We start from the raw sequence: 24,618 nt of genomic DNA, 5'->3' as shown, positions 1-24,618 counted from the left end.
ATCCAATAGGTTTGTGTAGAATTATATAAATCAATAATTTAACAACAATGTAAAATTTATGTCACATTTAAAATATAAACGGGTTTTGCTAAAAGTTTCTGGCGAAGCCTTAATGGGTGACAAGCAATTTGGTCACGAATATTCTGTAATATTAAGGATTGCTGAGGATATAAAGGAAGCAATAGATATTGGTGTACAGGTATGTGTGGTTGTTGGCGGTGGTAATATTTATCGTGGAACTAATTCTGCATTTGGTATTGAAAGAGCTGCCGGTGATTATATTGGTATGCTTGGTACGGTAATAAATGCACTTACTTTACAAAATATTATGGAAAGTTTAGGTGTTCATACTAGAGTTCTTTCAGCAATCCCCATGATGAGTATTTGTGAGCCTTATATACGTCGTAAAGCAAAAAGACATATAGAAAAAGGTAGAGTAGTAATTTTTTCCGGCGGAACTGGTAATCCATTTTGCACTACCGATAGTGCGGGTGTCCTAAGAGCCATTGAAATGAGTTGTGATTTATTATTAAAAGGCACTAAAGTTAATGGTGTATATGATTCCGATCCAACGAAAAACCCTAATGCAGTAAAATATTCCACTATCAGTTATACTGATCTTCTAAAAGAGAACTTACAAGTTATGGATATTGCTGCCGTTGCAGTGGCTAGAGAAAATAACTTGCCAATTAAGGTATTTTCAATTAGAGAGAAAGGTAACTTTGCAAAAGTACTGCAAGGAAAAGGTGAGTATACAAAAATTCAAGAAGATTAATAGATATGGATAAAACAACTATATATAAAGAGTTACAATCAAAAATGGATAGCTCGTTAAAAATATTGGATCACGAACTTAAGGGACTCAGAACTGGTCGAGCTTCAGTTAATTTACTTGATCCGGTATTGGTTGAAGCCTATGGAGATAAAATGCCTTTGTCACAAGTAGCAAGTCTTTCTACTCCAGATGCCAGGACTATCACGGTGCAAGTGTGGGATAAATCTATGATAAAAGCTGTAGAAAAAGCCATTACTGATGCAAATCTAGGTCTAAATCCATCATCAGATGGGCAATTAGTCAGAATTACCATTCCATTACTTACTGAAGAACGTCGCAAAGAGCTTGTTAAATTTGCTCACAAATATGGAGAAAATACTAAAATTGCATTGCGTAATATCAGAAGGGACGGTAATGAGGAGTTAAAAAAGTCAGAAAAAGACAATATCATAACTAAGGACGAACATCATAATTTTTCAGAAGAAATCCAAAAATTAACTGATGAGTATAGTAATAAAGTCGACTCGCATGTTAAGCAAAAAGAACAAGAAATAATGACTGTTTAAGTATATTCAATTCAGTGTCATACCTGCGTAAGCAGGTATCTAGATTCCGTACCGAAGCGGGAATTACCATAGTGGGTGGGAATGACAACTTACAATTTGCTTTGCATCATTTTGACGTATTGGATAAGTTACGTAATCGTCCAATGCAAAATAAGTATAATTATTCTTAAAAAATGACTTCATGCTATTAGTGTAGATATATTTCATGCTATAATATTATTTTAAACAACATTGACTGTAAATATTTGGGTATATAATGATTACAAATGAAGAAGTACAAAGAATAGCAAAACTTGCTAGGTTTGATTTTAGCAAAGAGGAAATAAATAGTTTTTCCCAGCATCTGACTGAGATCATGAATATGATTAACATTTTAAACGATGTAGATTGTAGTAACGTTCAACCACTTACTTCAGTTTGTGGTATGAACCAAAGAATGCGAAAAGATCAAGTATTGTATGGTGATCTCTCTGATGAGTTATTTGCTAACTTACCAAATGATAAAGCAGAACTTGCCAGAGAAGTAAAATGTTTTGTAGTACCAAAAGTAGTAGAGTAAAATATGTCAGAAATTGTAAAATTAACCATAACCCAAGCCCTGAAAGCACTAAAGAGCAAAGAATTCTCATGTGTTGAGCTAACTAAAGCTCATATTGCAGAAATGGATAAGCATAAAGAGCTGAATGCCTATATTACTGAAACTACAGATACGGCTTTACAGCAAGCTAAAATTGCTGATCAAAATTACCATAAAGGAATAGAAAAGTCATTAGAAGGAATTCCCATCTCTGTAAAAGATCTTTTTTGCACAAAAGGAGTGCTAACTACTGCAGGCTCAAGAATGCTTAGTAAATTTATACCAACATACGAATCGACTGTAAGTAATAAAGTGCAAGAGCATGGTACAATAATGCTTGGTAAGACTAATATGGATGAATTTGCCATGGGTTCTGCTAATATTACCAGCTATTTCGGTAACGTTATTAGTCCTTGGAAGGCTGTAGACGCACCTTCCACTCCACTAGTTCCAGGGGGGTCTTCTGGGGGAGCATCAGCTTCTGTTAGTGCTTTTTTAGCTATGGCAGCTCTTGGAAGTGATACAGGTGGCTCTGTTCGTCAACCTGCCAGTTATACCGGAGTTGTCGGATTCAAACCAACATATGGTCGATGTTCTAGATATGGGATGATTGCTTTTGCTAGTTCGCTTGACCAAGCTGGCGTGCTTACAAGAACTGTTGAAGATAACGCTTTAATGCTACAAGCCATGATGGGATTTGATGAGAAGGATTCTACTTCTATCGACTCCGAGGTACCACAACTAAGGTCAGCATGTAATGCTAGTGTAAAAAATATGAAGATAGGCGTTCCATTTGATCTTATGAGAAAACAGGGTATACAGCCTGACATTATTAAGATGTGGCAAAATACTATTGATATTCTTAAAAATGATGGGGTAGAAATTATTGATATTTCATTACCATATTCTAAATATGCACTATCTGCATATTATGTGATAGCACCTGCTGAAACCTCATCTAATTTATCAAGATATGATGGTGTAAGATATGGTTTTAGGGCAGAAAATGATGGAGTATCTATTGAAGAAATGTATCAAAAAACAAGGAGTGCTGGTTTTGGCTCTGAAGTTAAAAGACGTATTATGATTGGTACTTATTTGCTTTCATCTACTCTTATGGATGCTTATTATTTAAAAGCACAAAAAATAAGACGCTTGATTTCAGATGATTTTAACAAAGCTTTTGGGCGAGTTGAAGCAATAATTTTGCCATCTGCCCCATCCGAAGCCTTTAACTTAGGTGAGAAACAAGATAATCCTGTGACAATGTATTTAAACGATTTATTTACTATTCCAGCTAGTCTTGCCGGTCTTCCTTGTTGTTCTGTACCAGCTGCTTTATCTTCTAGAGGATTACCTCTTGGGATGCAAGTAATAGGCAAAGCCCTTGATGAATATAATACTTTAAAGGTAGCAGCAGCAATTGAGCGTGGTTCGAAAAATATTAGTTTTATATATTCTAATAAACGGAGTTAATTGGATTATTAGAGTTTAGAATGTCAGATTTACCGATCTTATCAATAAGCATTTTTTTGCCTTTACTAAGTGCATTATATATTCTGCTGTTTATTAGACAGAGTAGGTCGGTTAATAAACAAGTTTATGCGATATATGTTGCAGTTTTAAGCTCTGTACTAACATTAATAGCTACTATTTGTTTATTAGTTCAATTTGATAGTACATCAAAACTTTATCAATTTGTCGAATGCTATAATTGGGTTCAATATATAGGTCTTGAATTCCACATTGGAGTCGATGGAATTTCAGTATTTTTTGTTGTTCTGACCAGCTTTTTAACCCTTATCTGTATTATAGCTAGTCTATTTACCGTCAAAAAATATATTAAAGAATTTTTGTTTTGTTTTTTATTAATTGAATCTTTTTGCATTGGGGCTTTTTCCTCAATGAATTTACTATTATTTTACTTATTTTTTGAAGTAATATTAATCCCGATGTATCTAATTATAGGAATTTGGGGAGGTGAAAATAGAGTTTATGCGGCTGTAAAGTTCTTCCTCTATACTTTCTTTGGTTCGGTATTTTTCTTATTGTCGTTGCTATATATTTATAGCCAATTTCACAGCTTTAATATGCTTGTTCTGAACGAATCAATACCTTTATTAGCATTATCGGTACAGAGAGTTTTATGGTTGGCAATCTTTATAGCCTTCGCGGTAAAAGTGCCTATGCTACCATTCCACACATGGCTTCCTGATGCACACGTACAAGCACCAACTGCTGGGTCTGTCATTTTGGCTGGGATATTATTAAAACTTGGAGCATATGGTTTTTTACGAGTGTCATTACCAATGTTTCCAAATATATCAAAAGAATTTGCATTTTATGTATTAGTGCTGAGTATATTTGCTGTAATATATGGTTCATTAGTGGCACTAGCTCAAAGAGATATGAAAAAGATGATAGCTTATTCATCAATAGCTCATATGGGCTATGTTACTGCTGGGATTTTTAGTTTGACAGAAGTGGGAATTAAGGGGGCAATATATCAAATGATTAGTCATGGTGTGGTAGCATCTACTTTGTTTTTGATAGTTGGTACTTTATATGACAGATTGCATACTAAGGAAATAGACCAATATGGTGGTGTAGCAAATAAAATGCCAATACTTGCCACTTTGTTTATGATTGCCATGCTTGGCTCTATAGGTTTACCAGGCACTAGCGGTTTTATAGGAGAATTTTTAAGTTTAATAGGTATTTATCAAGCCAATATAGTGCTAGCTATAATAAGTGCTGTTGGTATTATTCTTGGAGCTGTTTATATGCTAAAACTTTACAAAGAAGTAATGCTAGGACAAATTACTAATGTTCAGGTTGCAAGCTTTAAAGATTTATATCTCTATGAAATGATTGCAATTATACCATTATGTATAACAATAATTTACTTAGGTTTGCTACCAAATGCAATTATCAATATGCTTGATGTGTCAATTCACAAGATTTTGTTACAATTATTTTATGTTGTAAAATAATTAGGGTGTGTCATCAATCAACTGTGGATGCTTTAGGAAGTCCTACAGCTTTTCATTTAACAAAATAAGCTGGATAATAAGTCTAATTTATAGTAGACTCTAAATAAAAAATAAAAATATGAAAAATTTATTATTACTAACAATCATTAGCGTTTCGCTCTTATTTTCTGCTTCCTCTTGGGCCATTGATAATCAATTTTATTTGAAGGTAGAAGTTGGGGCAAATAAAATGAATAATATTAAGTTAAATGATAAAGAGTTACAGCAGAATACTGCTGCTATTGTTGGTGGAGGTGTGGGTTATTATGTTCTAGATAATGTTAGACTTGATCTTATGCTTGATTTTTTTGCTAATCAGCAAGTAAAACACTCTTTTGCCGGTGTGGACTCAAAAATTAAGCCCCAAATTACTACTTTAGTGCTTAGTGGTTATGTCGATATTTTTGATATAAGCATTTGTGAATTATTTATTGGAGCTGGTGCTGGTGTTGGTCATCTGAAAAACGAAATTACCAATAATAAGCTTGGTACTTCAGTTTCTAATAGTAAAAAAAATAACCTAGTATATCACCTTACTTTTGGAGCTGCTGCCAAGTTAGCTCCTGTAATAAAAGTTGAGGTAGCTTATAGCTGGAAAAATCTTGGTAGTACCAAAGAGATAAAGAATCATGTTAAGTCATTGCCTTATAAAGGTCATAATGTAACACTTGGCATTAGGTTTGATGTATAAGTTTACCTGGCTATAGTCTCAATTGATGAGAAGTTGGTGACGTCGTCACTAGTCGCTCGCCTATTACTTATCATAGCTCTAGAATTTTTTATTTATTTCCTTATGATGAGTAAAAAAGCTGACTGCTAAGGGTCATTGCGAGGAGCTGCTAAAAGCGGTGACGCAGCAATCCATTTTTGTGTCACCCCTGCGTAAGCAGGGGGCTAGATTCCACACCGAAGCGGGAATGACAGGGTAAAAACGTCATTGCGAGGAGCTATTTTAGTAGCGACGAAGCAATCCATGAGAATTAGTATAGATACATCAAGACTATATGGATTGCTTCGTAGGCTTACGCCTACTCGCAATGACGTTTTTATGCTGTTTAATACTTATAGAATAAAAATTGTAGGGTGCTGGTCATCCCTACTTCGGTGCGGGATCTATAATAGATTCCCGCCTACGCGGGAATGACAAATTTTGCGTTTAAAGATAGCTCTGCAAAAAACTTGATTATCGAGTAAAAGTAACCAAAAATGGATTGCCACGACCTACTTGCGTGGTCTCACAATGACGTTGAAAGATATTGCAAGCCTCAAAGCCTAATAAAACTAGTTTTGATGGTATAATCTTTATTAGGTCCTGAAATCTTATAACTCAAGTCAAAAGAATCTTTATTTAAGAATATGTAACTAGCTTGATAAATATCTAAGTTACATTGATGGGTAGCTTCAACTTGGCAAGGATTGTTAGAGATAAAATGCATTTGGTAAAATAAAGTATTGTTATTCTCATTAACAAAATACTTTACAATTTTGTCTTGTTCTAGAGAGTATATATATTCCTTAAAGGCTTTTACCTTAGTGCTACTACCGTGATAGTTGACATCAAGTTCTTCTCTATATAATATAGATGGATATTTTGAATATATAGGCTTTTTATCCTCTATAAAATAAGCAATTCCTTTAGCTGTGCCATAATTACCTAAAATTCTCGTAATACTATAGGTTCCAACTAGGTTGTAGAATATATAGTCAATTGATGGGAAGTTGGTGACGTCGTTGCTCAATGCTCGCCTATTACTTATAGGCGTCGCTCCATCGTTCCTAGCCCCAAATTCCCCTGAATTGACTATATGTATCATTTCCCTCATTCCTTAGCGTCCTTATACAATAACCTATCAATAGCATTTTCTTTACCAATTATAGCGATAATTTCAAAAACACTTGGGGAAGTAGTCATACCTGTCATTAAAGCTCTAATATACTGCATGATATCTGCAAGTTTAATATTATTATCCTTGGCAATTTCTTTAAATTTTATTTGAATTGAGTCTTTATCAAAATTTGCTAAATTCTCCAATTCCTTTATAACTTGTCCCACCAAATTTTTATCACAATTATTGATCAGTTCTTTAGCTTCTTCAGAATAGATAATAGGAACATTAACTAAATAAATCCTAGCTAGTTTTGCTAATTCGACTAAATTGGTACTTCTTATTTTCAAACTTGGCATTGCTTGTCTAATATATTCCTTTTCTTTCTCAGTAACTTGATAATTTTCTTGTAAACTCTGACAAGTCATTTCTGTTAATGTTTGGTCATCAAGCTGACGTAAATAATGAGAATTTAAACTATCCATTTTGGCAAAATCAAGACGAGCTGGTGATTTACCTAGCCCATCAAGGTCAAACCATTCTATAGCTTGTGATCTTGAAATAATCTCGTCATCTTTATGACTCCAGCCTAATCTTAGTAAATAATTGCACAAACTCTCAGGTAAATACCCCATATCTTGGTAAGCCTTTACTCCAAGAGCCCCATGTCTTTTAGATAATTTCGCTCCATCATCTCCATGTATTAACGGTATATGTACCATATGTGGTACATACCAGCCAAAAGCTTGATAAAGTATTTTTTGACGAGCCGCATTAGTTAAATGGTCATCCCCCCTGATAATATGGCTAATCTGCATATCGTGATCATCCACCACTACCGCTAACATATAAGTAGCAGTACCGTCACTACGTAACAATACCATATCATCAAGGTGCGAATTTTCAATAGTAACATCTCCTTGTAAAGCGTCATGAATAATTGTTTGCCCAGTTTTTGGGGCTTTCAAGCGGATAACGGGGATACTTTTCTGCTCCTGCGAATTAGAAGATGGTACATCCCGCCAAGGGCTTTCGAACAAAAAATGTTGTTTATTAGCTATGGCACTATCTCGCTGTCTATCTATTTCTTGTTGAGAAGTAAAGCAATAATAAGCTTTCCCCTCATCTACTAACTTCAGAGCAGCTTTTTTGTATAAATCATTTCTTTTAGACTGAAAAATTACTTCTCCATCCCAGTTTAAACCAAGCCATTTCAAGCCGGAAAATATAGCATCTACTGCATCTTTGGTTGATCTTGCTTGATCAGTATCCTCAATTCGCAGCAAAAATTTACCATTATGGTGTTTAGCAAATAAATAATTAAACAACGCCGTCCTTGCCCCACCAATATGCAGGAAGCCAGTAGGAGATGGAGCAAATCTAGTAATTACAGTCATATTTTCCTTTATTTAGTTAAGTAAGCAAAATAATTTACATCTATATCATCACTCAACTGCCAACGTCCATTAACGATATTATAGGTTAAGCCTTTGAGCTCTTTAAGCCCAATATTATTATCATTGAACATCGAGTAAATTTCCGATGGTTTAAGAAATTTACTATGATCATGGGTGTTTTTGGGTACCCAATTAAGTAGGTATTCTGCCATCAAAATAGCTAGCATATATGATTTCACTGTACGATTAATCGTTGAAATTATAATCATACCATTTGGTTTTACTAAGCTAGCCAGGTTTTTTATAAAATCACCAGGATTATCTATATGCTCTATTACTTCTAAACACAGCACCACATCATACTTATACTGTTTTTTATTTAAATCATCTGAGTATACTAATTCCTCAACAGTTGATTTAAGATATTGTATATTCAAACTTTGTTCCGAAGCATACTGTACTGCAATATCTATATTACTTTGTAAAGCATCTATGCCGGTAACTATGCCATTTAATTTACAGAGAGGAGAGGTAATTAATCCTCCTCCACATCCTACATCTAGAATTTTTAAATTTGAACAAGGTAATATGTCATCCTGCACGTTAAAATGATCTTTTATCTTATCTACTACATAACCAACACGAATTGGATTTATTTTATGAAGAATTTTAAATTTTCCATCTTTTTGCCACCATTGGCTAGAAATCTTACTAAATTTTTCTAGCTCTGTTTGATTAATAGAAGATTGTGTAGACATAGTTCCCTACTGGTTATAATATTGACTATACAGCTAAACCGATTAGCATTTATCCATAGCAAACTGACATCATTGCAAGAAAGACCGTAGGTTGACGAAGCAACCCTGTTTTGGGTCATCCCCACAACTGTTGAAAGTTAGAAGAGGAAGCGGTTTTAGACCGAATAGTTTAAAAGTCGTATGTGGTCAACGTCATTGCAAGAAAGACCATAGGTCAATGAAGCAATCCATAAAAGTAACCAAAGATGGATTGCCACGACCTACTTGCGTGGTTTCGCAATGACAAAAAACCTATCTAAAATCCGCTTTACCTTCTAACTTTCAACAGTTGTGGGGTCATCCCTACTTCGGTGCGATATCCAGATTCCCAACCATTGCTAAGAATGACAATAGTGGGCGAGAATGATGGATTGCTTCGCTCTAGAAGGCTGCCTACGATAACTAATTCAAATAGCTTTCTCCACATTAACTATAATAAGAGGCGATTTATTCACTTCATGTTTTAATATTTTGCGAATAGCTGACCTTACAGCATTTTCGACCTGATCATCGAGGAGATTACCTTTTGATTTTCTCTGAATTTCTACTGTTTCAGCAATATTATCTTTGATTAGATTAATTAGCTGTGCATCATCATTAGAGTCAAGAAGTCCTGGCATAGATAAAATAGGTCTACAAGTAAGTTCGCCCTTCTTATTTATTATCAGAGAAGCAACTACTATACCATCATCACGCATACGTCTGCGGGTTCTGAAAATTGATGATTCAGCTGGTAAAAGATAATTGCCATCAACAGCCAAATAACCCGTTGTTACTTTAGTTAAAATACGTGGATTATGAGGATCAAGTAATACTAGGCTACCATTTTCTACTTCAATAGCATGCTTTATACCATTTTTACGAGCTAATTTTGCTTGCTCATGTATGTGTACCGGTTCACCATGTACTGGCACGCAAATCTGAGGTCTAATTAAGGCGTACATTTGCTTGAGTTCGTCAATTGATGGATGTCCAGAAACATGAACGAAATGATCTCGTTCAGTTATCACTTCAATTCCTGCTTTTACGAAAATATTAAACATACGGAAAATTTTCTTTTCATTGCCAGGAATAATTTTTGAAGAGAATATAACTGTATCTTTAGGAGCTAACTTGATACTAGGATGACTATTATTTGCCATTTTGGCAGTAGCTGCTAGAGGTTCCCCTTGACAGCCAGTAGCAATAATTAAAAGTTCTTGCCTTTTAAATCTTGCAACATCCCGCTCATCAATTAAAGGGGCAATATCTTTCATATAACCACTTTCCTGAGCTGCGAGCAAAATTCTATGCAAACTTCTTCCTGATAGCACTACTTTTCTTCCTGCCATCTGACCTGCATGAATTATAGTTTCAAGTCGTGCCAAATTTGAAGCAAAGGTTGTTACCACAATCATTTGGGGGCAACCTGCTATAATATCTATTAAACTTTTACGCACTTCTCCTTCCGAGCCAGAAGTCCCTGCATTAAATACATTAGTTGAATCACAAACTAAAGCTAAAACCCCTTCATCGCCATAGGATTTTAGTAAATCCTTGTTAGCTTTTTCACCGAGTAAAGGATCATGGTCAAACTTCCAATCTCCAGTATGAAAAACATTGCCAGCTTCTGTGCGTATCATAATTGCTTGCATTTCGGGAGCTGAATGGGTAAGCGGTACCATTTCTAATTGGAATGGATCAAGATTTATTTTTGCCGAAGGTTTTACTTCATGAATTTTTATAGTTTTAGCAAAATCATATTCAGCTAATCTAAGTTTCAGAAAATTTGCAGTGAAGGTAGTTGCATATATTGGGCATTTTAGACTGCTCCACAAATATTGGATTGCTCCCAAATGATCTTCATGTGCGTGAGTTAGGACTAAAGCTAACAAATCTTTTTTATATTGTTCGATAAAGCTAATATCAGCAATTATCATATCAACACCTGGTAAATAGTTATCAGCAAAGCCGCTACCACAATCAACCATCAACCACTTTCCCTTATAATGATATAGATTGACGTTTATGCCGATTTCATTTGACCCGCCAAGTGGTAAGAATAGTAAAGCATTTTTATGGTTTTTAATGTTGAATGGCATGTTAACTTCTATATTATGTATGGTTTAAGTATATTTTTATACCTTATTTTCGGCTTTTAGTCTATGATTAATACTAATTTAGTTTATGCGAACATATTTGCTTTTGGTATAGTCTTATTATTGATCGTACTATTTCCTAATTTTGATATAGATTTCTCAAATTTATTCTACGACAGTAAAGATGGATTTATCTACCGTAACAATAGCATTGTCCAATTATTGTTTGAAATTATTCCAATATTAACTAAACTACTACTTACAGTAACATTATTATACTTAATTTACTTAATTGTTAAGTATAAAACTTTTAATAGACTTATTATTTCTGGGAGCTTTTATATAATTTTGTCTACAGCAATAGGTCCTGGATTATTGGTGAATCATCTATTTAAAGAACATTTTGGCAGGGCTCGTCCTGTGCAAATTAAAAATTTTAATGGTTCCAAAAATTTTACTCGAGCTTTTTCAATTTCTAATGAATGTGTACATAACTGCTCATTTTCATCAGGACATGCAGCTATGGGATATAGTTTAACTAGCCTTGCGTATATTGCTCCTGTTATATATTTCTCAAGAATCTACAGTATCACCTTAATTTTCGGCTCATTAATTGGGTTAAGTCGCATATTAATGGGGGGGCATTTTTTAAGTGATGTACTAGCCTCATGTTTTTTTGTATTAATAATTAACCATATATTGTATTTATGTTGGCAAAAACTAAAATTAATATAAATAAAATTGCAATTATTTTTAACAATTCCACGAAATCGTTAGAACTAGTTAAGCAGCTCGAACTATTCTATAAATTCTGCAAAGTGGAAGAAGCAGAAGTAATTATTGTAGTTGGAGGAGATGGCGAATTATTACATGCGATACATCGTTATATGCACCTAAACGTTCCTTTTTATGGAATTAACTCTGGTAATATTGGGTTTTTAATGAATTCAATTATTATAGAAAAATTAATAGATAATTTACAAGAATCAATAGTTTCTCATTTATACCCTTTAGAGACGCAAGTAGAAACTGTAGATAGTAAAACCTATACTGCCCTAGCTATTAATGAAGTCTCGATATTTCGTAAAACCAACCAAGCAGCTAAATTTAAGATTGAAATTGATCAAGTTGAACGTATGAGTGAATTAGTAGCTGATGGGGCAATGGTTGCGACTCCAGCTGGTAGCAGTGCGTACAACTTATCTGCCGGGGGACCTATTTTACCACTTGAGTCAAATGTATTATGTCTAACGCCAATTTGTCCTTTTCGTCCAAGACGTTGGCACGGTGCGTTATTACCATTTTCCACTACTATAAGATTTGAAATTTTAGAAAGTAATAAAAGACCAGTAAATGCAGCTGCCGATTTTCAGGAATTTGACGATATTAAGTCAGTATTAATTAAATCAGCAAAAAACAAGATGATCAAATTACTATTTGATAAAAAAAATAGCCTTGAAAATCGAATTATCAAAGAGCAATTTAATGAGTAACTTATCTTACGCATAAAATCCCCATGGCAATTTAAAAATTGCGGAACGTCATTGTAATCTGATGTATCCCCACGAAACTGTTGCAAAATAGCAAAAATTGATAGAATATCATCATTATTTAATGATGATGGAGATATAGTCAATTGATGGGAAGTTGGTGACGTCGTCACTCGTCGCTCGCCTATTACTTATAGGCGTCGCTCCATCGTTCCTGCTACCCAATTCCCCTGAATTGACTATAATAGGTTATGGATGTAAAAACAGTATTAAATGACGGTAGAATTTCTAAATAAATTAAAGAGTATAATACCCGATGGTAAAAGGGTTATTGTTATTATAACATATTGGGTTATAGGTGTGGTAGGCTATAGCCAAGGTATGCAAAGAATTTTCCAACCTAATACAGTAAAAGATAAAAAGATTTATTCGTATTTTACCCTTGGGAAATTTATTATTGAATTTAATTATTTGCATACCATAAAACCATTGCTAGAACCCCTGGCAATCTATTATAAAGACGGAGCTTTATCATACTTAATTTCGTGGGGACATATCAGCTCGCAATGACGTCAGTTCTAGCTTCTTCTATTACCAAAGAATCTTAAAAGATATAAGAACAAGTTGATAAAGTCTAAATATAAGCTAAAAGCAGCCATTATAGACATTTTTTGTCCTAATTCTCCACCACCAGACATAAAATACATCGACTTAATTTTTTGAGTATCCCATGCAATAAGCCCCATAAATACAGCAACCCCAATTAGAGATGTCGCAAAATATATAGCGGAACTTTGTAAAAATATGTTAACCAACGATACAATGATAATACCAAACAATCCCATAACAAGAAATGATCCCATTGATGTTAAATCTCTATTGGTACTGTAGCCATAAAGACTCATTGCTCCAAAGACAGATGAGCAAATGAAGAAAGTCCGAGCAATTGACTCTCCAGTATAGATAAGCCCAAGAGATGCTAAGGACATACCAGTTAATGCAGCATAAACCCAAAACAATACTTTAGTAGTTTCTAAACTCATCTTGCCAAAGCCCATAAAGAAGTACAAAGCAATCCCCAAAGGAGAAATCATTACCAACGTTCCCAAACCAGTATTGCCTATAAATTGTCCATTTGGTGCAGTCTGAAATAAAAGCCTGGTCAATGGATCGAATGATATAGTAGCAATAGCTGTTACTCCAGTTAGCACAAGAGCTAAAGCCATATAATTATAGACTTTTAGCATGTATTCTCTCAGTCCTGCATCATATGTTTTCTGAGTGGCGGTAAAAGTTTTTGTATAATCAACCATAAGAAACCCCATGAATATGTTATTATCTCTATATAATATAGTATAGGATGCAAACCTTTTCTTTTCAAGAAGAAAATTCTAAAATAAAAATTTAGTTTTAATCAAGTAATTTATTTACATAGTACAAATATCTAGCTATTTTACTGATTAGACATATTTAGCCTCTGTGGTGGAATGGTAGACACAGTAGACTCAAAATCTACAGCCCCAAAGGCGTGCTGGTTCAAGTCCGGCCAGAGGTACCAATATAGTTCTAAAAATCTATGCTATAGTCAGTTCAGGAGAATTTGGGGCTAGGAGCGATGCCTATAAGTAATAGGCAAGCATTGAGTGCATAGGCGTCAGTTTAAGAAAATAAAGTAGAAAATCGTCATTGCGAGCCACCGTAGGTGGCGTGGCAATCCATTTTTAATCACTTTTCTAGATTGCTTCATCGACCTTACGGTCTCCTCGCAATGACGATTTCTCAATTATTGTTTTCTTAAATTGACGCTTATGAGCTTTGAACGATGCCGTCACCAACTGCTCATCAAATTGACTATAAATAATAATTTTTAAAATAATCTTGTATACTCATTGATGTTTCGTGTATAAATTAAGTTTAAAAAACTTATCAAGTTCTATGATGAAATTAGCAAAATTATTATTTTATACAATCACTACCTGCTTAATCCTATCTGGTTGTAAAACTAAGAAGACGGACGAAGACTTAATAGTTCCAGCTCCAGAATTATACAATGATGGTCTTATTTTACTGGAAAAGCAACAATATTTGAAAGCTGCCGAAGAATTTTCGAGGATTTTTTATCAAGATCCTGGTAATAAAATGACTCCTCAAGCTGAGTTGATGCAGTCATATTCTTTATTCCTCGGAGGTCAGTATGAAGAAGCAGTAGATGTACTGGATAGCTTTATTAAGCTTCATCCAATGCATGAAGATATTGCATATGCCTATTACCTAAAGGCATTATCCTATTATATGCAAATCTCGAATGTACAACTTGATCAATCAAGAACCTTTTTAGCTAAAAAGAGTTTTGAAGATGTGATAAGACTTTTCCCAAAAACAAAATATTCAATTGATGCAGCTTTAAAAATCGATTTAGTAAATGATCATTTAGCTGGCAAGGAAATGGACGTAGGTCGTTATTATCTCATGCAGAATAACCCCATAGCTGCTATCAATAGATTCCAGATTATTGTAGATGATTATCAAACTACATCACATATACCAGAAGCACTTTATCGCTTAGTGGAAAGTTATTTAATGCTAGGTCTTAGCAATGAAGCAAAGAAATATGCCGCGGTACTCGGTCATAACTATCCGGACAGTACTTGGTATAAATATTGCTACTCACTAATTAATAACTCTTTAAAAGAATGAAATATAATGTTACAAAGTCTTTCGGTTAAGAACTTTATTCTGATAGACGAATTGGAGATAGAGTTTGAAAAGGGGCTATGTGTAATTACCGGAGAAACCGGAGCTGGTAAGTCTATTTTGCTAGATGCAATTTTGTTCTCTTTAGGTAACAAATTCTCTGATAATGTAATAAAACATGGGAGTGATTACTGTTCGGTTGCTACGACCTTTACTCTCAATGATGATTTAAAAAAGCTTTTGGAGCAATTTAATATTGAGTATGACCAGGAATTATTAATAAAACGTATTCAAAAACCTAACAACCGTAAGAAATTTCTTATTAATGATCAAGTAGTAACGATAAGTACCTTGCAACAAGTAGCAGATTATTTATTTGAACTTCATGGGCAAAATAGTCATACTTCTCTTCTTAGCCCTTCCTTCTACATTAACATTTTGGACGATTATGGAGGGCTTGTAAATTTAAGATCTGAATTATCAAAACATTTTGATATTTTACAGACAACTACCAAAGAAATCAATAAAGTTATCAGAGATAAAGATGCTATAGAACAAGAAATAGATTATTTAACCTTTGTTACCAAAGAATTAGAAGCTCTTGATTATCAAACAGGAGAAGAAGAAAAGCTTGTTACTATAAGGCGTAGTTTACAAAATCGTGATAAAGAAATACAAGTGATCCAAGATATATTATCATATCTTGAAGTCCCTGAAATTAATAAGTCAATTAATAATGCTCAACGTTTGATAAACCGTAATTTACAGCAAAACGAAGAATTTGCCTCTATTTCATTAAATTTAGATGATTGCTATAATAGCTTAGAAGAAGCACGTATAAAATTACAGAATATTATTAATAACATTGATAGAAATGAATTTAACTTAGACGAAGTGGAAGAAAGGCTATTTAAAATTCGTGATATAGCACGAAAATATAATATTTCTTGCGATAAAATACCTGAATTTTTTGATAATTCTAATCAACAATTAAATGCCCTTAAAAATAAAATCAATAATGTTAAAATCCTAGATATTAATAAGCTAGCAGAACATAAAAAATATTTTGAACTAGCTGAAGCTTTATCATGCAAGCGTTCTATTAGTGCAAAAAATCTAGAATTAGCTGTACAAAAAGAGCTTGAACAACTTAAAATGGAAAAGGCGATTTTTAAAGTAGAAATAGCACCTAAAAATAATCCTTCTAACCAAACCAATAATAAAAATTTTGCAGAATTAAACATAAGCGAGGAGTTTTTAGAAGAAACTAAGCAAAATACGGAAGGTAGAACTAGTCAGATGCTATTATGCAAGATGTCTGATGGTATTGATAATATACGTTTCGTTGCCTCAACAAATCCAGGTATGCAACTTGCACCTATTGATAAAATTGCTTCTGGTGGCGAATTATCAAGGTTTATGTTAGCACTAAAAACTTGTCTCTTTGATAAATCACTGAAAGACATTATTATTTTTGATGAGATAGATACCGGGATTGGTGGTATCGTGGCCGATAAAGTTGGAGAAAAACTTAAAAAGCTTAGCTCTATTGCCCAAGTGATTGTTATTACTCACCAACCTCAAGTAGCGGGTAAGGCAGATCAGCATATTATTGTCAACAAACTACAATTGGATGAAACTACTAAAATTACGGTAAAAAGCCTGAATCTTCAGGAAAGACAAGCTGAGCTTGCTCGCATGATTTCAGGAAAATCCATTACCGATGCGAGCCTAAAAGCAGCTAAAGAGTTGCTTAAGCCTTAGGAGGTTGCCTCCTAAGTGATGCACACAAAATTAATGAGATGTATTATATCTTAAAAGTCATTGCGAGAAGGCGTAGCCGACGAAGCAATCCAGGAAAGTAATTAGAAATGGATTGCCACAACCACTACATGGTCTTGCTAAAGACGTATATGCACCTTGCGAGATAGTTGTATCCTTCTTAAGCAACAACTTTTTTCTTATTTATTTTTTTAGTGTTTACTTGAAGTTTTTCTTTAATTCTAGCTGCTTTACCACTTAGGTTTCTTAGGTAATAGAGTTTAGCACGACGTACTACACCATATTTTACAACTTCAATTGCATGTACCATCGGTGAGAAAATCATAAATCGTCTCTCTACGCCTTCACCATGACTGACCTTACGAACTACGCAAGAAGATGCAACTCCACTATTTCTTCTAGCAATTACCACACCTTCATATGCTTGCAGTCTCTCTAACAATTTTTCCTTACCATCTTTCTCAACTGTTCGGTCAATTATCTTTACAGTAACCTTTACAGTATCTCCCGCCTTAAAATCAGGAATTTTTTTATTTTCGGTTAGTTTTGCAATTTGCTGTTGTTCAAATTGCTCAATAATATTCATCGCTTTAAACTCCTATAAAATTTAATAAATCTGGTCTACGTTTTTTAGTAATCTCCATAGACTGATTACTTTTCCAATCTCTAATTAACTGATGATTACCAGACAACAAAACACTTGGAACTTCTCTGTTTTTCCATTTTACTGGTCTCGTATATAAAGGACATTCAAGCAATCCAGCAAACTCACCATTTTTCTCAAAAGACTCTGATTGCAATGTATCTTGGTTTGCTAATACATTCGGAAGTAGTCTAATCAAACAATCGAGAATAGTAAGGGCTGCTACCTCGCCACCAGATAAAATATAATCCCCTATACTAATTTCTCTAACATTATACTCTTCAATTATACGTTCGTCAATCCCTTCAAATCGCCCACATAAAATTATTATTTGTTTTTCTTGTATAATTTGATGAGCAATATTTTGGTTAAATAATTTTCCTCTTGGTGATGGGTAATATATTGGGGTATTAGGACTTGAAGACAAAACATTATCTAAACAACTACCAAGTACATCCGGACGCATTATCAGTCCGCTACCACCGCCATAAGCTTCATCGTCAACATTTTTATGTCTAGTTAACCCAAAATCTTTTATATTAACCACATTATAAGACCAAATACCTTTTTTTAAGGCTTGCCCTGCAAGGGAATATTTCAAAGATCCAGGAAACATTTCTGGAAATATGGTTAATATTGATGCGTGTAATGAAGACATTTGATAAATATGATGATTTTTAAAACAAAAAAATTGATTTGAGTTATATTATAGTCTATATAATTAAACAATATCAATCTAACTTATAGTCAATTGATAAGAAATTGGGGACGTTGTCACTCGTCGCTTGCCTATTACTTATGGGCATCATTCCTAGCCCCAAATTCTCCTGAATTGACTATAACACTTAAGTACTAGGAGATTTTCGTTATCTTCGCCTCCTAGTACTTATTTTGATTTTTATCATTTATTCGGGGCATAGCGCAGTCTGGTAGCGCATCTGGTTTGGGACCAGAGGGTCGGGAGTTCAAATCTCTCTGCCCCGACCATCACTTATCACCTTTCCAGAGTTTTTTTGCTCTTACTAAAAATCTTAAATAATTAGAGAGAAGTTTGGGAAGTTGTTATTAGTCGCTCCTGCTACCCAATTCCCCTAAATTGACTATATATATAAATGGAACTATAGTTCATTTTTGCAATGAGGCTTTAATAGCTCTTTCTTTATTGCTAATATTATTTAGTTCATTCTTAAGATGCAATTTTTTTGCTTGATGTTTAGCTTTACTACAATAATCCAGAGCTTTGTTGAAGTCTCCCTTGCTAAAATAAGCATCTGAATAAGTTAAATAAAAACCCATTTTTATTATATCATCAGCTATTTGTTCAATTAAGTTATTATATTTACTAAACTCTACTATTACTTTATCAATTTGGTTGGTCAAAATAAGTAGTTTTCCATATAATTCTATTGATTGTAAAAAGTCTCTAGTGTTATGAACTTCCTTAAATAGAGCTATTGCTTCTTGAATTGATTTAATAGACGTTTCTATTTCTAGTTTATTTCTATCAATTTTATTTGCTTTTTTATTTTTGGCTAAGACAAGATTAGCTTTATGGTAAAATAATTTCGCCTTTAAACCTCTCACATCATTATTCTTTATTGATTTACCTACTTTTATATTATTATACCTTTTAATTGCTGTATTTATTTTTTGTTCTGCCTTTTGATAATTACCAATTTTACAAAAATATGCCGAATATACATATAGAATTTTACATTTTAATATTTCTAAGCCTTCAGTTTTCTGCAAATATTTATTAACCTTATCAACTATCTTTAGAAAATTTTCATATTTTTCTTGGTGAAAATAGACCGAAGAAATCATCAAGTCCATTGCAGCAAGATCTTCATTATATTTATTCTTAAATTTAGTTTTAAATTGTCGACTAGTTTCAAGAAGTTGTTGAAAAGAATTAGTTAGCTTAAACTCATGCTCATTATCTATAAAAAACCGCAATAATGACTCAAACCATCTTAAATTTAAGGTAGAACAAATATTATCCTTACTGTCTAACGATTGACTAAGTTGATGACGTAATACTGCCTGTACTAGGCGATGAATAGCGATATTATCATTGTCATCATAATTGATCATTGAATATTGCCACAATAGAGCAATATGTTTGTTTAACGTTAATTGTGGAGATGGTAAATGAGGATAAGCTGTTTGTAACCATTTGAGTAATAGTTTACGAGAGATTTTATTTGGTGCTAGGTAAGCACATACTGTTAAAAGCTCAATAGCTATAGGTGGTCTATTATTAATTTTAGTATCTCTAACAATTGCCTCTAAACTAATATTCCAGGTTATTGCTACTGGGTAATTATAGGTATTTGTTTCATCTAAAAAAGTGTTGTCCGATAGTAATTCTGTTTCATACTTTTTATAAAGATCCAAATATTCTAGAATAGTGATATGTTTTTGTTTAACGTAAGCACCAGCTTGCACCAATGCTAAGGGTAAATATCCTAAAACTCCAACTAATTCTTTTATAGTATTTTGTTCTTCTGCTATATTTCGCTGTATTAAGGTCTTTATTGTTTTGATAGCCTCCTCTTCTGTCATGATATCAATAGGCAACACTGAAAACTTTGTTGGCCAATAACGCTGACGAGTTGTTAAAATCACATATCCGCCAGATTCTGGTAAAAATGGTTCGATTTCACGATAATTGTTTACGTTGTCATAAACTAAAAGCCACCCTGGATTTTTAGCTAGCCATTGTTTAACATAAGCGATAATGCTTTCTCTTGTATAGATGACTTCTGCATGTCCTAATAACTTAGCAAATTCAACATATTTGTTATATAAATGATCAATATTTTCTGCAAGAAACCAAACTTTAAGTGTATAAGGATGCTCTGTATAATTTATATATTGCAAGGCTAATTGTGTTTTGCCTATTCCGCCAAGTCCAGCACATGCAGTAATTGCTAAATTACTTGTTACATCAGATGTATGATTGTAATGTAATTTATTATACAAATCCCTCAATAGTTTTTCTCTACCAATAAAAACATGATCTTGTCTAGGTATATTCCAGCTAGTTAGATTTTTAGGAAATATTATTGGATATTGTAGTTTAGACCATTGCACTTCTATTTCTTTACTCTTGACTGTTTTTTTAATAGTTAAATCAAACATTAAAAGATAAGTACTACAAATAATCAGAACCAATACACCAAATATTTGTAAGTAAATATTCTTGGCTTTACTTTTAATATTCTTATCTGTCAAATGAGGTTTAGGAAAAACTGAACAGGTATTATTCGATATAATATTATTATATCTTTCACTAAACTTAAGGATCATGTTGTCTATATTCTCATTAGAAAAAACTTTTGTGATAATTTCTAAAAAAATAAAATGATATTGTTTAGATGGTAAGAGATTAATATATTCAAAATTACTTTGTTTAGGTAGAAATTTTATACATTGCTCTTCCTGCGGTATAAGAAAAAATACCTTGGATATATTCTGCTCATTAGAAATAATAACATGATTATTACCTTGCTGTTGTTTAGCTATATTAGCTTCATTTACAGATAGAACATAGATTATACATTGTCTTGACTGTTTTTTGCCTTTGTTCTTGTGCTTTCCTAAAACTATATGAGCATCAAGATTTTCTCGCAGCTCTACAAAAACTGTTATACCTATAAGTTGTAAATCACTACGTATCTTATTGATCATCAAGTTTAAATCATTGTTTTCTGATCCATTATTTCTCAGGCTTTGTAAAACAATAAAAAATGATATAGCATCAGACTTTGTTAATATAAAAATTTCCTTCAAGATTTTTCTAAATTCTTGTTGGATTAATAAACTTAAATAATAACTTTGTACTAATTTGTATTTATCAGATTCTTCTATAAAATTTATAATACCTTCTCGAGAATTTGTGGCTACTTTCCGTTTGATATTAGAAATATGACTTTCAATAGTTCTCGTCTCGATCTGTTTATCCTCATTTGATAAAAAACTAGCTATTCCTTTTGCATTTTTCCCATGTACAATGCATGCTATTACATCTATTTCTCTTGATGTAAATCTGATATTGTTAATTATTAACAAATGTTTCTCATAAATCTCTTGTGGGTACAAGATATTCTTATTTTCCATAATATATATAATTTATTTAAACTACTATCATCCTATAAATCTTAAAAGATCATTTACTAAAGATTAGAGAATTGTATTTTAAATACAAAACATAATCGCTAATTTTCTGAATTATATCCATGTATTTTTTACTTACGTATAATACTTAATACTTTTTAACAATTGAAATATTTTACAACACTTAATATATTAAAATAATTTTAATATAGGTTTTAATATATTCTTTCAGGTTAAATATTAGCTAAGCTACAACTTAAATTATTAGACTTCCCGCATAAGTCAAAGAAGTCATAAGTATTTTAAACAAGTTCACTGCATTATAGTAGAGTATAATTATGCAAGATACAAATACTAACAACTTACGTAATATCATAGGTGATATTAGTACTAAACTATATAAAAATGATATAGTAGCTGAAATACATTACAGATTAAAAGATCCTTGTTCTGTTTTAAAGAAGATATTAAGAAAAACTATTACTTTAAAAGAATTAACTGATATAATTGCTTTTAGAATTATAGTTGATAAAAAAGAAGATTGTTACAAAGTATTGGCTATTATTTACAATCTCTATTCTGTTAATATCAAGAAGTCTAAAAACTATATTGATAATCCTAAGAATAATGGCTATCGTTCTTTGCATGTTATAGCTGTAGTTGATGTTTATGAACGTAACATAGAAATACAAATACGAACCAGAGAGATGCATAATATTGCAGAATTTGGTACAGCAAACCATGATGAATATAAAAAAACACAGGAAACAGAATTAATAAAAAAGTTATTATATAATGTAAGACTTAATACAGCTGGTATTAATAGTCAGATCAATAATGCATATAATATTTTCGACCAGTTTAATTGGACTATAGCGGAACTTATTGATTACGAGCAGGCAATTGAAAATGTTTGTCGTAATTTGCATGATGTACAATTGAATAAAGTTATTGAGTAACTTTTGGGCTTTGGACAAAAGCTAAAAAATTAAAAATATATAATTACTTTAGTTATTTTTGACATGTTCATAATATGTCTACGCAAGAATGAATGCCTCCTTTGTAGCTTTATTTTCTTTGTTAACAAACCAACTCGTCCATACATGACATTTTTTTATTTAAGCAAATGGACAAATACTAATCGGGTTAGCTATATTAAACTATGAAAGATATTAAGAGGCATTTTTATTTTCCAATAATTCATTAATTCTGGTAATAGCTAGACCCGTCATTTTCGCTACTTCCTCAATAGAACTGCCATTTTCTATCATCATTTTTATTAATTCAGCTTTACCTTCTACTCTACCTCTGACTTCACCAATTTGGATACCTTCTTCTCTACCTTCTTCTTTGCCTTCCCTCCGTGCTTTCTTGAGAGTGTTAGCTTCAATACGTAGCCATTTCAGGTGTTCTTCATATGAATCACGTTCTTCTTTAGTGAAATTCATCACATCCAGAACTGTCAGGGCTTTTTTTAGGCTAGCATCATTTAACTCTTTAGGTAAATTATCTTTGTTCAGCAAATCATGTCTAGTTAAAAAAGTACTCCATCTATCAAGAGAGGTTTTTACCTTCTTTACTATGTCCGTCAGCTGCTCCTTCGGATTATTAGTAAACTTATTTAGCTCAATAGTATGCAATTCTAAATCTTTGAAATATAACAAACCACTATCTTTTTCTACTATATGAAACACATTATGATATTTATTTTCATGTAAAATAGAGGTAAAGTTTAATATATGAATACCAATGGCTTTCGATAAAGTAGCATAATCTTCTGCATTCTTTAATTGCTCAGTATATAACTTTGCCCAATAATACAGAGCTCTTTTGTCATAATCATCCGCATCAGTAATTTGCATTTCGATATTAAATCTTTTGCCATCTTTTCCTTGAGCTTTAATATCTAAAATTGATAATTTATCGCTCTTGAAATTTTTTGGATTATATGGATTGAGAAGTTGTACTTCTGTTACTTGATCTTCTCTAGATACAATCGAATTGATCAGCGAAATAAGCAAATCCTTATTCTCTTCAACTCCGAAGATTTTTTTAAAGGCAATATCAACCCTAGGACTAATATTTGACATAAATCTAACTCTATATTTATTTTAACTAGTAATCATGACTTTTATACAATCTGCTAAAGGGTATTTTTCTCTTTGCAAACGTATATTATGTTCAAAATATCTGAACATCCCACCGTAACCTTCCATGATGATTTTTCCATCCATAAAATACGAGATTAAACTGTAACATAGGCAGATATGCTCGCTAAAGCCGTTGTCACGGATTACCTCTACATATTCAATTATTTGCTCAACTAACTGAAAATTAACAAAATGTTTATCTGCGGCTAATTTTATTATTTCTTCGCCGTTCTTAGTTTTTGTTAATTTTTCAATAACCTCTTGCATATTTCTATGTTTTTTACTTGTGTACATTTGGAATTGAGCATCTAGAAAATCCACTAGGTTTCCTTCAAGAGTTTGTGGTTTAATTTCCCAGTAATATCCGTCATTATCTTCACTATAATTATAATAATCAAGATTTAGTTCATCGTTTAATCGCCTGGTAATATGCTCAACTGTTATATCTGGATACTTTATGCGTCTCTTATCGACTGCAATATTTTGCACTATGCCAACGGTTAAATATGTTCCCATAAAATTCTCCTATAAAATTCATTTATAAATTAACTAATAAAGGTATTCATTACTTACTCGCCTTACGCATAAACCCCGTGGCAATTAAAAAATTGCAGAATTAAGTACAAGACACCATTACGAGACCACGCAAGTAGGTCGTGGCAATCCACATTCATTGCTTCGTCCACCACCAG

General features: G+C 32.8%; 23 protein-coding genes and 2 tRNA genes. 14 read left to right on the top strand and 11 right to left on the bottom strand.

Annotation, left to right across the window (positions count from 1 at the left end):
- Positions 1-58: 58 nt before the first annotated feature.
- From pyrH to ACQH1V_RS03685, 6 genes are all read left to right on the top strand, one after another.
- Complete coding sequence (gene pyrH, locus ACQH1V_RS03710; protein ID WP_094649315.1) at positions 59-775, top strand: UMP kinase; 717 nt, start codon at positions 59-61, stop codon at positions 773-775.
- Positions 776-780: 5 nt separating this feature from the next.
- Complete coding sequence (gene frr / locus ACQH1V_RS03705) at positions 781-1,341, top strand: ribosome recycling factor (protein ID WP_094649316.1); 561 nt, start codon at positions 781-783, stop codon at positions 1,339-1,341.
- 256 nt (positions 1,342-1,597) lie between these two features.
- Positions 1,598-1,900, top strand: coding sequence for an Asp-tRNA(Asn)/Glu-tRNA(Gln) amidotransferase subunit GatC (gene gatC, locus ACQH1V_RS03700; RefSeq protein WP_425360809.1), 303 nt, complete (start codon positions 1,598-1,600; stop codon positions 1,898-1,900).
- 3 nt (positions 1,901-1,903) lie between these two features.
- Positions 1,904-3,394: an Asp-tRNA(Asn)/Glu-tRNA(Gln) amidotransferase subunit GatA gene (gene gatA, locus ACQH1V_RS03695; protein WP_341749312.1), complete on the top strand. Its 1,491-nt coding sequence runs from the start codon at positions 1,904-1,906 to the stop codon at positions 3,392-3,394.
- 20 nt (positions 3,395-3,414) lie between these two features.
- Positions 3,415-4,911, top strand: a complete 1,497-nt coding sequence (locus ACQH1V_RS03690; protein WP_375333790.1) for an NADH-quinone oxidoreductase subunit M — start codon at positions 3,415-3,417, stop codon at positions 4,909-4,911.
- 118 nt (positions 4,912-5,029) lie between these two features.
- Complete coding sequence (locus tag ACQH1V_RS03685; RefSeq protein ID WP_094649003.1) at positions 5,030-5,641, top strand: outer membrane protein; 612 nt, start codon at positions 5,030-5,032, stop codon at positions 5,639-5,641.
- Positions 5,642-6,215: 574 nt separating this feature from the next.
- Here ACQH1V_RS03685 and ACQH1V_RS03680 read toward each other — a convergent pair.
- The 4 genes from ACQH1V_RS03680 to ACQH1V_RS03665 all read right to left on the bottom strand — a co-directional run bounded on the left by ACQH1V_RS03680 (position 6,216) and on the right by ACQH1V_RS03665 (position 11,051).
- Positions 6,216-6,764 carry a DUF6314 family protein gene (locus tag ACQH1V_RS03680; protein ID WP_425360808.1) on the bottom strand — a complete coding sequence of 183 codons (549 nt, stop codon included), beginning with the start codon at positions 6,762-6,764 and terminating at the stop codon, positions 6,216-6,218.
- A 5-nt stretch (positions 6,765-6,769) separates the two neighbouring features.
- Positions 6,770-8,173, bottom strand: a complete 1,404-nt coding sequence (gene gltX, locus ACQH1V_RS03675) for a glutamate--tRNA ligase (protein ID WP_425360807.1) — start codon at positions 8,171-8,173, stop codon at positions 6,770-6,772.
- A gap of 8 nt (positions 8,174-8,181) precedes the next feature.
- Complete coding sequence (gene ubiG, locus ACQH1V_RS03670) at positions 8,182-8,931, bottom strand: bifunctional 2-polyprenyl-6-hydroxyphenol methylase/3-demethylubiquinol 3-O-methyltransferase UbiG (protein WP_425360806.1); 750 nt, start codon at positions 8,929-8,931, stop codon at positions 8,182-8,184.
- Between the two features lie 446 nt (positions 8,932-9,377).
- On the bottom strand, positions 9,378-11,051 hold the full coding sequence (locus tag ACQH1V_RS03665; RefSeq protein WP_425360805.1) for a ribonuclease J: 1,674 nt from the start codon (positions 11,049-11,051) through the stop codon (positions 9,378-9,380).
- A 63-nt stretch (positions 11,052-11,114) separates the two neighbouring features.
- On the opposite strand from ACQH1V_RS03665, the gene ACQH1V_RS03660 reads away from it, so the two are divergent.
- Both ACQH1V_RS03660 and ACQH1V_RS03655 read left to right on the top strand, forming a co-directional pair.
- Complete coding sequence (locus tag ACQH1V_RS03660; protein WP_341759466.1) at positions 11,115-11,783, top strand: phosphatase PAP2 family protein; 669 nt, start codon at positions 11,115-11,117, stop codon at positions 11,781-11,783.
- Entirely contained in the window at positions 11,774-12,541 is a 768-nt protein-coding gene (locus ACQH1V_RS03655) for an NAD kinase (RefSeq protein ID WP_341749448.1), read from the top strand. Before ACQH1V_RS03660 ends, ACQH1V_RS03655 begins: the two co-directional genes overlap by 10 nt.
- A gap of 114 nt (positions 12,542-12,655) precedes the next feature.
- Here ACQH1V_RS03655 and ACQH1V_RS03650 read toward each other — a convergent pair whose 3' ends face one another.
- A complete protein-coding gene (locus tag ACQH1V_RS03650) occupies positions 12,656-12,763 on the bottom strand; it encodes a palindromic element RPE2 domain-containing protein (protein ID WP_410520889.1) in 108 nt (35 codons plus the stop codon).
- A gap of 48 nt (positions 12,764-12,811) precedes the next feature.
- Here ACQH1V_RS03650 and ACQH1V_RS03645 point away from each other — a divergent pair, with 48 nt between their 5' ends.
- A complete protein-coding gene (locus tag ACQH1V_RS03645) occupies positions 12,812-13,108 on the top strand; it encodes a hypothetical protein (RefSeq protein WP_094648996.1) in 297 nt (98 codons plus the stop codon).
- Between the two features lie 8 nt (positions 13,109-13,116).
- On the opposite strand, the gene ACQH1V_RS03640 is transcribed toward ACQH1V_RS03645, so the two are convergent.
- Entirely contained in the window at positions 13,117-13,851 is a 735-nt protein-coding gene (locus ACQH1V_RS03640; protein ID WP_094649008.1) for a Bax inhibitor-1/YccA family protein, read from the bottom strand.
- 160 nt (positions 13,852-14,011) lie between these two features.
- Here ACQH1V_RS03640 and ACQH1V_RS03635 point away from each other — a divergent pair.
- The 3 genes from ACQH1V_RS03635 to recN all read left to right on the top strand — a co-directional run bounded on the left by ACQH1V_RS03635 (position 14,012) and on the right by recN (position 16,996).
- Positions 14,012-14,096: transfer RNA gene (locus tag ACQH1V_RS03635), tRNA-Leu, on the top strand.
- Between the two features lie 380 nt (positions 14,097-14,476).
- A complete protein-coding gene (locus tag ACQH1V_RS03630) occupies positions 14,477-15,235 on the top strand; it encodes an outer membrane protein assembly factor BamD (RefSeq protein ID WP_341749447.1) in 759 nt (252 codons plus the stop codon).
- Between the two features lie 6 nt (positions 15,236-15,241).
- A complete protein-coding gene (gene recN / locus ACQH1V_RS03625; RefSeq protein WP_425360804.1) occupies positions 15,242-16,996 on the top strand; it encodes a DNA repair protein RecN in 1,755 nt (584 codons plus the stop codon).
- A 178-nt stretch (positions 16,997-17,174) separates the two neighbouring features.
- Here the strand turns inward: recN and rplS are convergent, their stop codons facing one another.
- A complete protein-coding gene (gene rplS, locus ACQH1V_RS03620) occupies positions 17,175-17,600 on the bottom strand; it encodes a 50S ribosomal protein L19 (protein ID WP_341758947.1) in 426 nt (141 codons plus the stop codon).
- Between the two features lie 4 nt (positions 17,601-17,604).
- Positions 17,605-18,315: a tRNA (guanosine(37)-N1)-methyltransferase TrmD gene (gene trmD, locus ACQH1V_RS03615; RefSeq protein WP_094648993.1), complete on the bottom strand. Its 711-nt coding sequence runs from the start codon at positions 18,313-18,315 to the stop codon at positions 17,605-17,607.
- 252 nt (positions 18,316-18,567) lie between these two features.
- On the opposite strand from trmD, the gene ACQH1V_RS03610 reads away from it, so the two are divergent.
- Positions 18,568-18,644: transfer RNA gene (locus ACQH1V_RS03610), tRNA-Pro, on the top strand.
- 138 nt (positions 18,645-18,782) lie between these two features.
- Here the strand turns inward: ACQH1V_RS03610 and ACQH1V_RS03605 are convergent.
- Positions 18,783-21,779, bottom strand: coding sequence for a LuxR C-terminal-related transcriptional regulator (locus ACQH1V_RS03605; RefSeq protein ID WP_425360803.1), 2,997 nt, complete (start codon positions 21,777-21,779; stop codon positions 18,783-18,785).
- Between the two features lie 335 nt (positions 21,780-22,114).
- Here ACQH1V_RS03605 and ACQH1V_RS03600 point away from each other — a divergent pair, with 335 nt between their 5' ends.
- On the top strand, positions 22,115-22,735 hold the full coding sequence (locus ACQH1V_RS03600) for a bifunctional (p)ppGpp synthetase/guanosine-3',5'-bis(diphosphate) 3'-pyrophosphohydrolase (protein ID WP_425360802.1): 621 nt from the start codon (positions 22,115-22,117) through the stop codon (positions 22,733-22,735).
- A gap of 213 nt (positions 22,736-22,948) precedes the next feature.
- Here ACQH1V_RS03600 and ACQH1V_RS03595 read toward each other — a convergent pair whose 3' ends face one another.
- Positions 22,949-23,866, bottom strand: coding sequence for an Rpn family recombination-promoting nuclease/putative transposase (locus ACQH1V_RS03595; RefSeq protein WP_425360801.1), 918 nt, complete (start codon positions 23,864-23,866; stop codon positions 22,949-22,951).
- Between the two features lie 21 nt (positions 23,867-23,887).
- Entirely contained in the window at positions 23,888-24,442 is a 555-nt protein-coding gene (locus ACQH1V_RS03590; RefSeq protein ID WP_425360800.1) for a hypothetical protein, read from the bottom strand.
- Between the last annotated feature and the right edge of the window lie 176 nt (positions 24,443-24,618).

This window comes from Candidatus Tisiphia endosymbiont of Ceraclea dissimilis (assembly GCF_964030735.1).
Lineage (GTDB): Bacteria > Pseudomonadota > Alphaproteobacteria > Rickettsiales > Rickettsiaceae > Tisiphia.
Note: the sequence above shows the minus strand (reverse complement) of the source record. Positions and strands in the feature narration are given on the sequence as shown.

Bases quoted from the DNA above. Each gene is read 5' to 3' on its own strand.
- pyrH (WP_094649315.1), top strand. From the start codon at position 59: ATGTCACATTTAAAATATAAACGGGTTTTGCTAAAAGTTTCTGGCGAA.
- frr (WP_094649316.1), top strand. From the start codon at position 781: ATGGATAAAACAACTATATATAAAGAGTTACAATCAAAAATGGATAGC.
- gatC (WP_425360809.1), top strand. From the start codon at position 1,598: ATGATTACAAATGAAGAAGTACAAAGAATAGCAAAACTTGCTAGGTTT.
- gatA (WP_341749312.1), top strand. From the start codon at position 1,904: ATGTCAGAAATTGTAAAATTAACCATAACCCAAGCCCTGAAAGCACTA.
- ACQH1V_RS03690 (WP_375333790.1), top strand. From the start codon at position 3,415: ATGTCAGATTTACCGATCTTATCAATAAGCATTTTTTTGCCTTTACTA.
- ACQH1V_RS03685 (WP_094649003.1), top strand. From the start codon at position 5,030: ATGAAAAATTTATTATTACTAACAATCATTAGCGTTTCGCTCTTATTT.
- ACQH1V_RS03680 (WP_425360808.1), bottom strand. From the start codon at position 6,764: ATGATACATATAGTCAATTCAGGGGAATTTGGGGCTAGGAACGATGGA.
- gltX (WP_425360807.1), bottom strand. From the start codon at position 8,173: ATGACTGTAATTACTAGATTTGCTCCATCTCCTACTGGCTTCCTGCAT.
- ubiG (WP_425360806.1), bottom strand. From the start codon at position 8,931: ATGTCTACACAATCTTCTATTAATCAAACAGAGCTAGAAAAATTTAGT.
- ACQH1V_RS03665 (WP_425360805.1), bottom strand. From the start codon at position 11,051: ATGCCATTCAACATTAAAAACCATAAAAATGCTTTACTATTCTTACCA.
- ACQH1V_RS03660 (WP_341759466.1), top strand. From the start codon at position 11,115: ATGATTAATACTAATTTAGTTTATGCGAACATATTTGCTTTTGGTATA.
- ACQH1V_RS03645 (WP_094648996.1), top strand. From the start codon at position 12,812: ATGACGGTAGAATTTCTAAATAAATTAAAGAGTATAATACCCGATGGT.
- ACQH1V_RS03640 (WP_094649008.1), bottom strand. From the start codon at position 13,851: ATGGTTGATTATACAAAAACTTTTACCGCCACTCAGAAAACATATGAT.
- ACQH1V_RS03630 (WP_341749447.1), top strand. From the start codon at position 14,477: ATGAAATTAGCAAAATTATTATTTTATACAATCACTACCTGCTTAATC.
- recN (WP_425360804.1), top strand. From the start codon at position 15,242: ATGTTACAAAGTCTTTCGGTTAAGAACTTTATTCTGATAGACGAATTG.
- rplS (WP_341758947.1), bottom strand. From the start codon at position 17,600: ATGAATATTATTGAGCAATTTGAACAACAGCAAATTGCAAAACTAACC.
- trmD (WP_094648993.1), bottom strand. From the start codon at position 18,315: ATGTCTTCATTACACGCATCAATATTAACCATATTTCCAGAAATGTTT.
- ACQH1V_RS03605 (WP_425360803.1), bottom strand. From the start codon at position 21,779: ATGGAAAATAAGAATATCTTGTACCCACAAGAGATTTATGAGAAACAT.
- ACQH1V_RS03600 (WP_425360802.1), top strand. From the start codon at position 22,115: ATGCAAGATACAAATACTAACAACTTACGTAATATCATAGGTGATATT.
- ACQH1V_RS03595 (WP_425360801.1), bottom strand. From the start codon at position 23,866: ATGTCAAATATTAGTCCTAGGGTTGATATTGCCTTTAAAAAAATCTTC.
- ACQH1V_RS03590 (WP_425360800.1), bottom strand. From the start codon at position 24,442: ATGGGAACATATTTAACCGTTGGCATAGTGCAAAATATTGCAGTCGAT.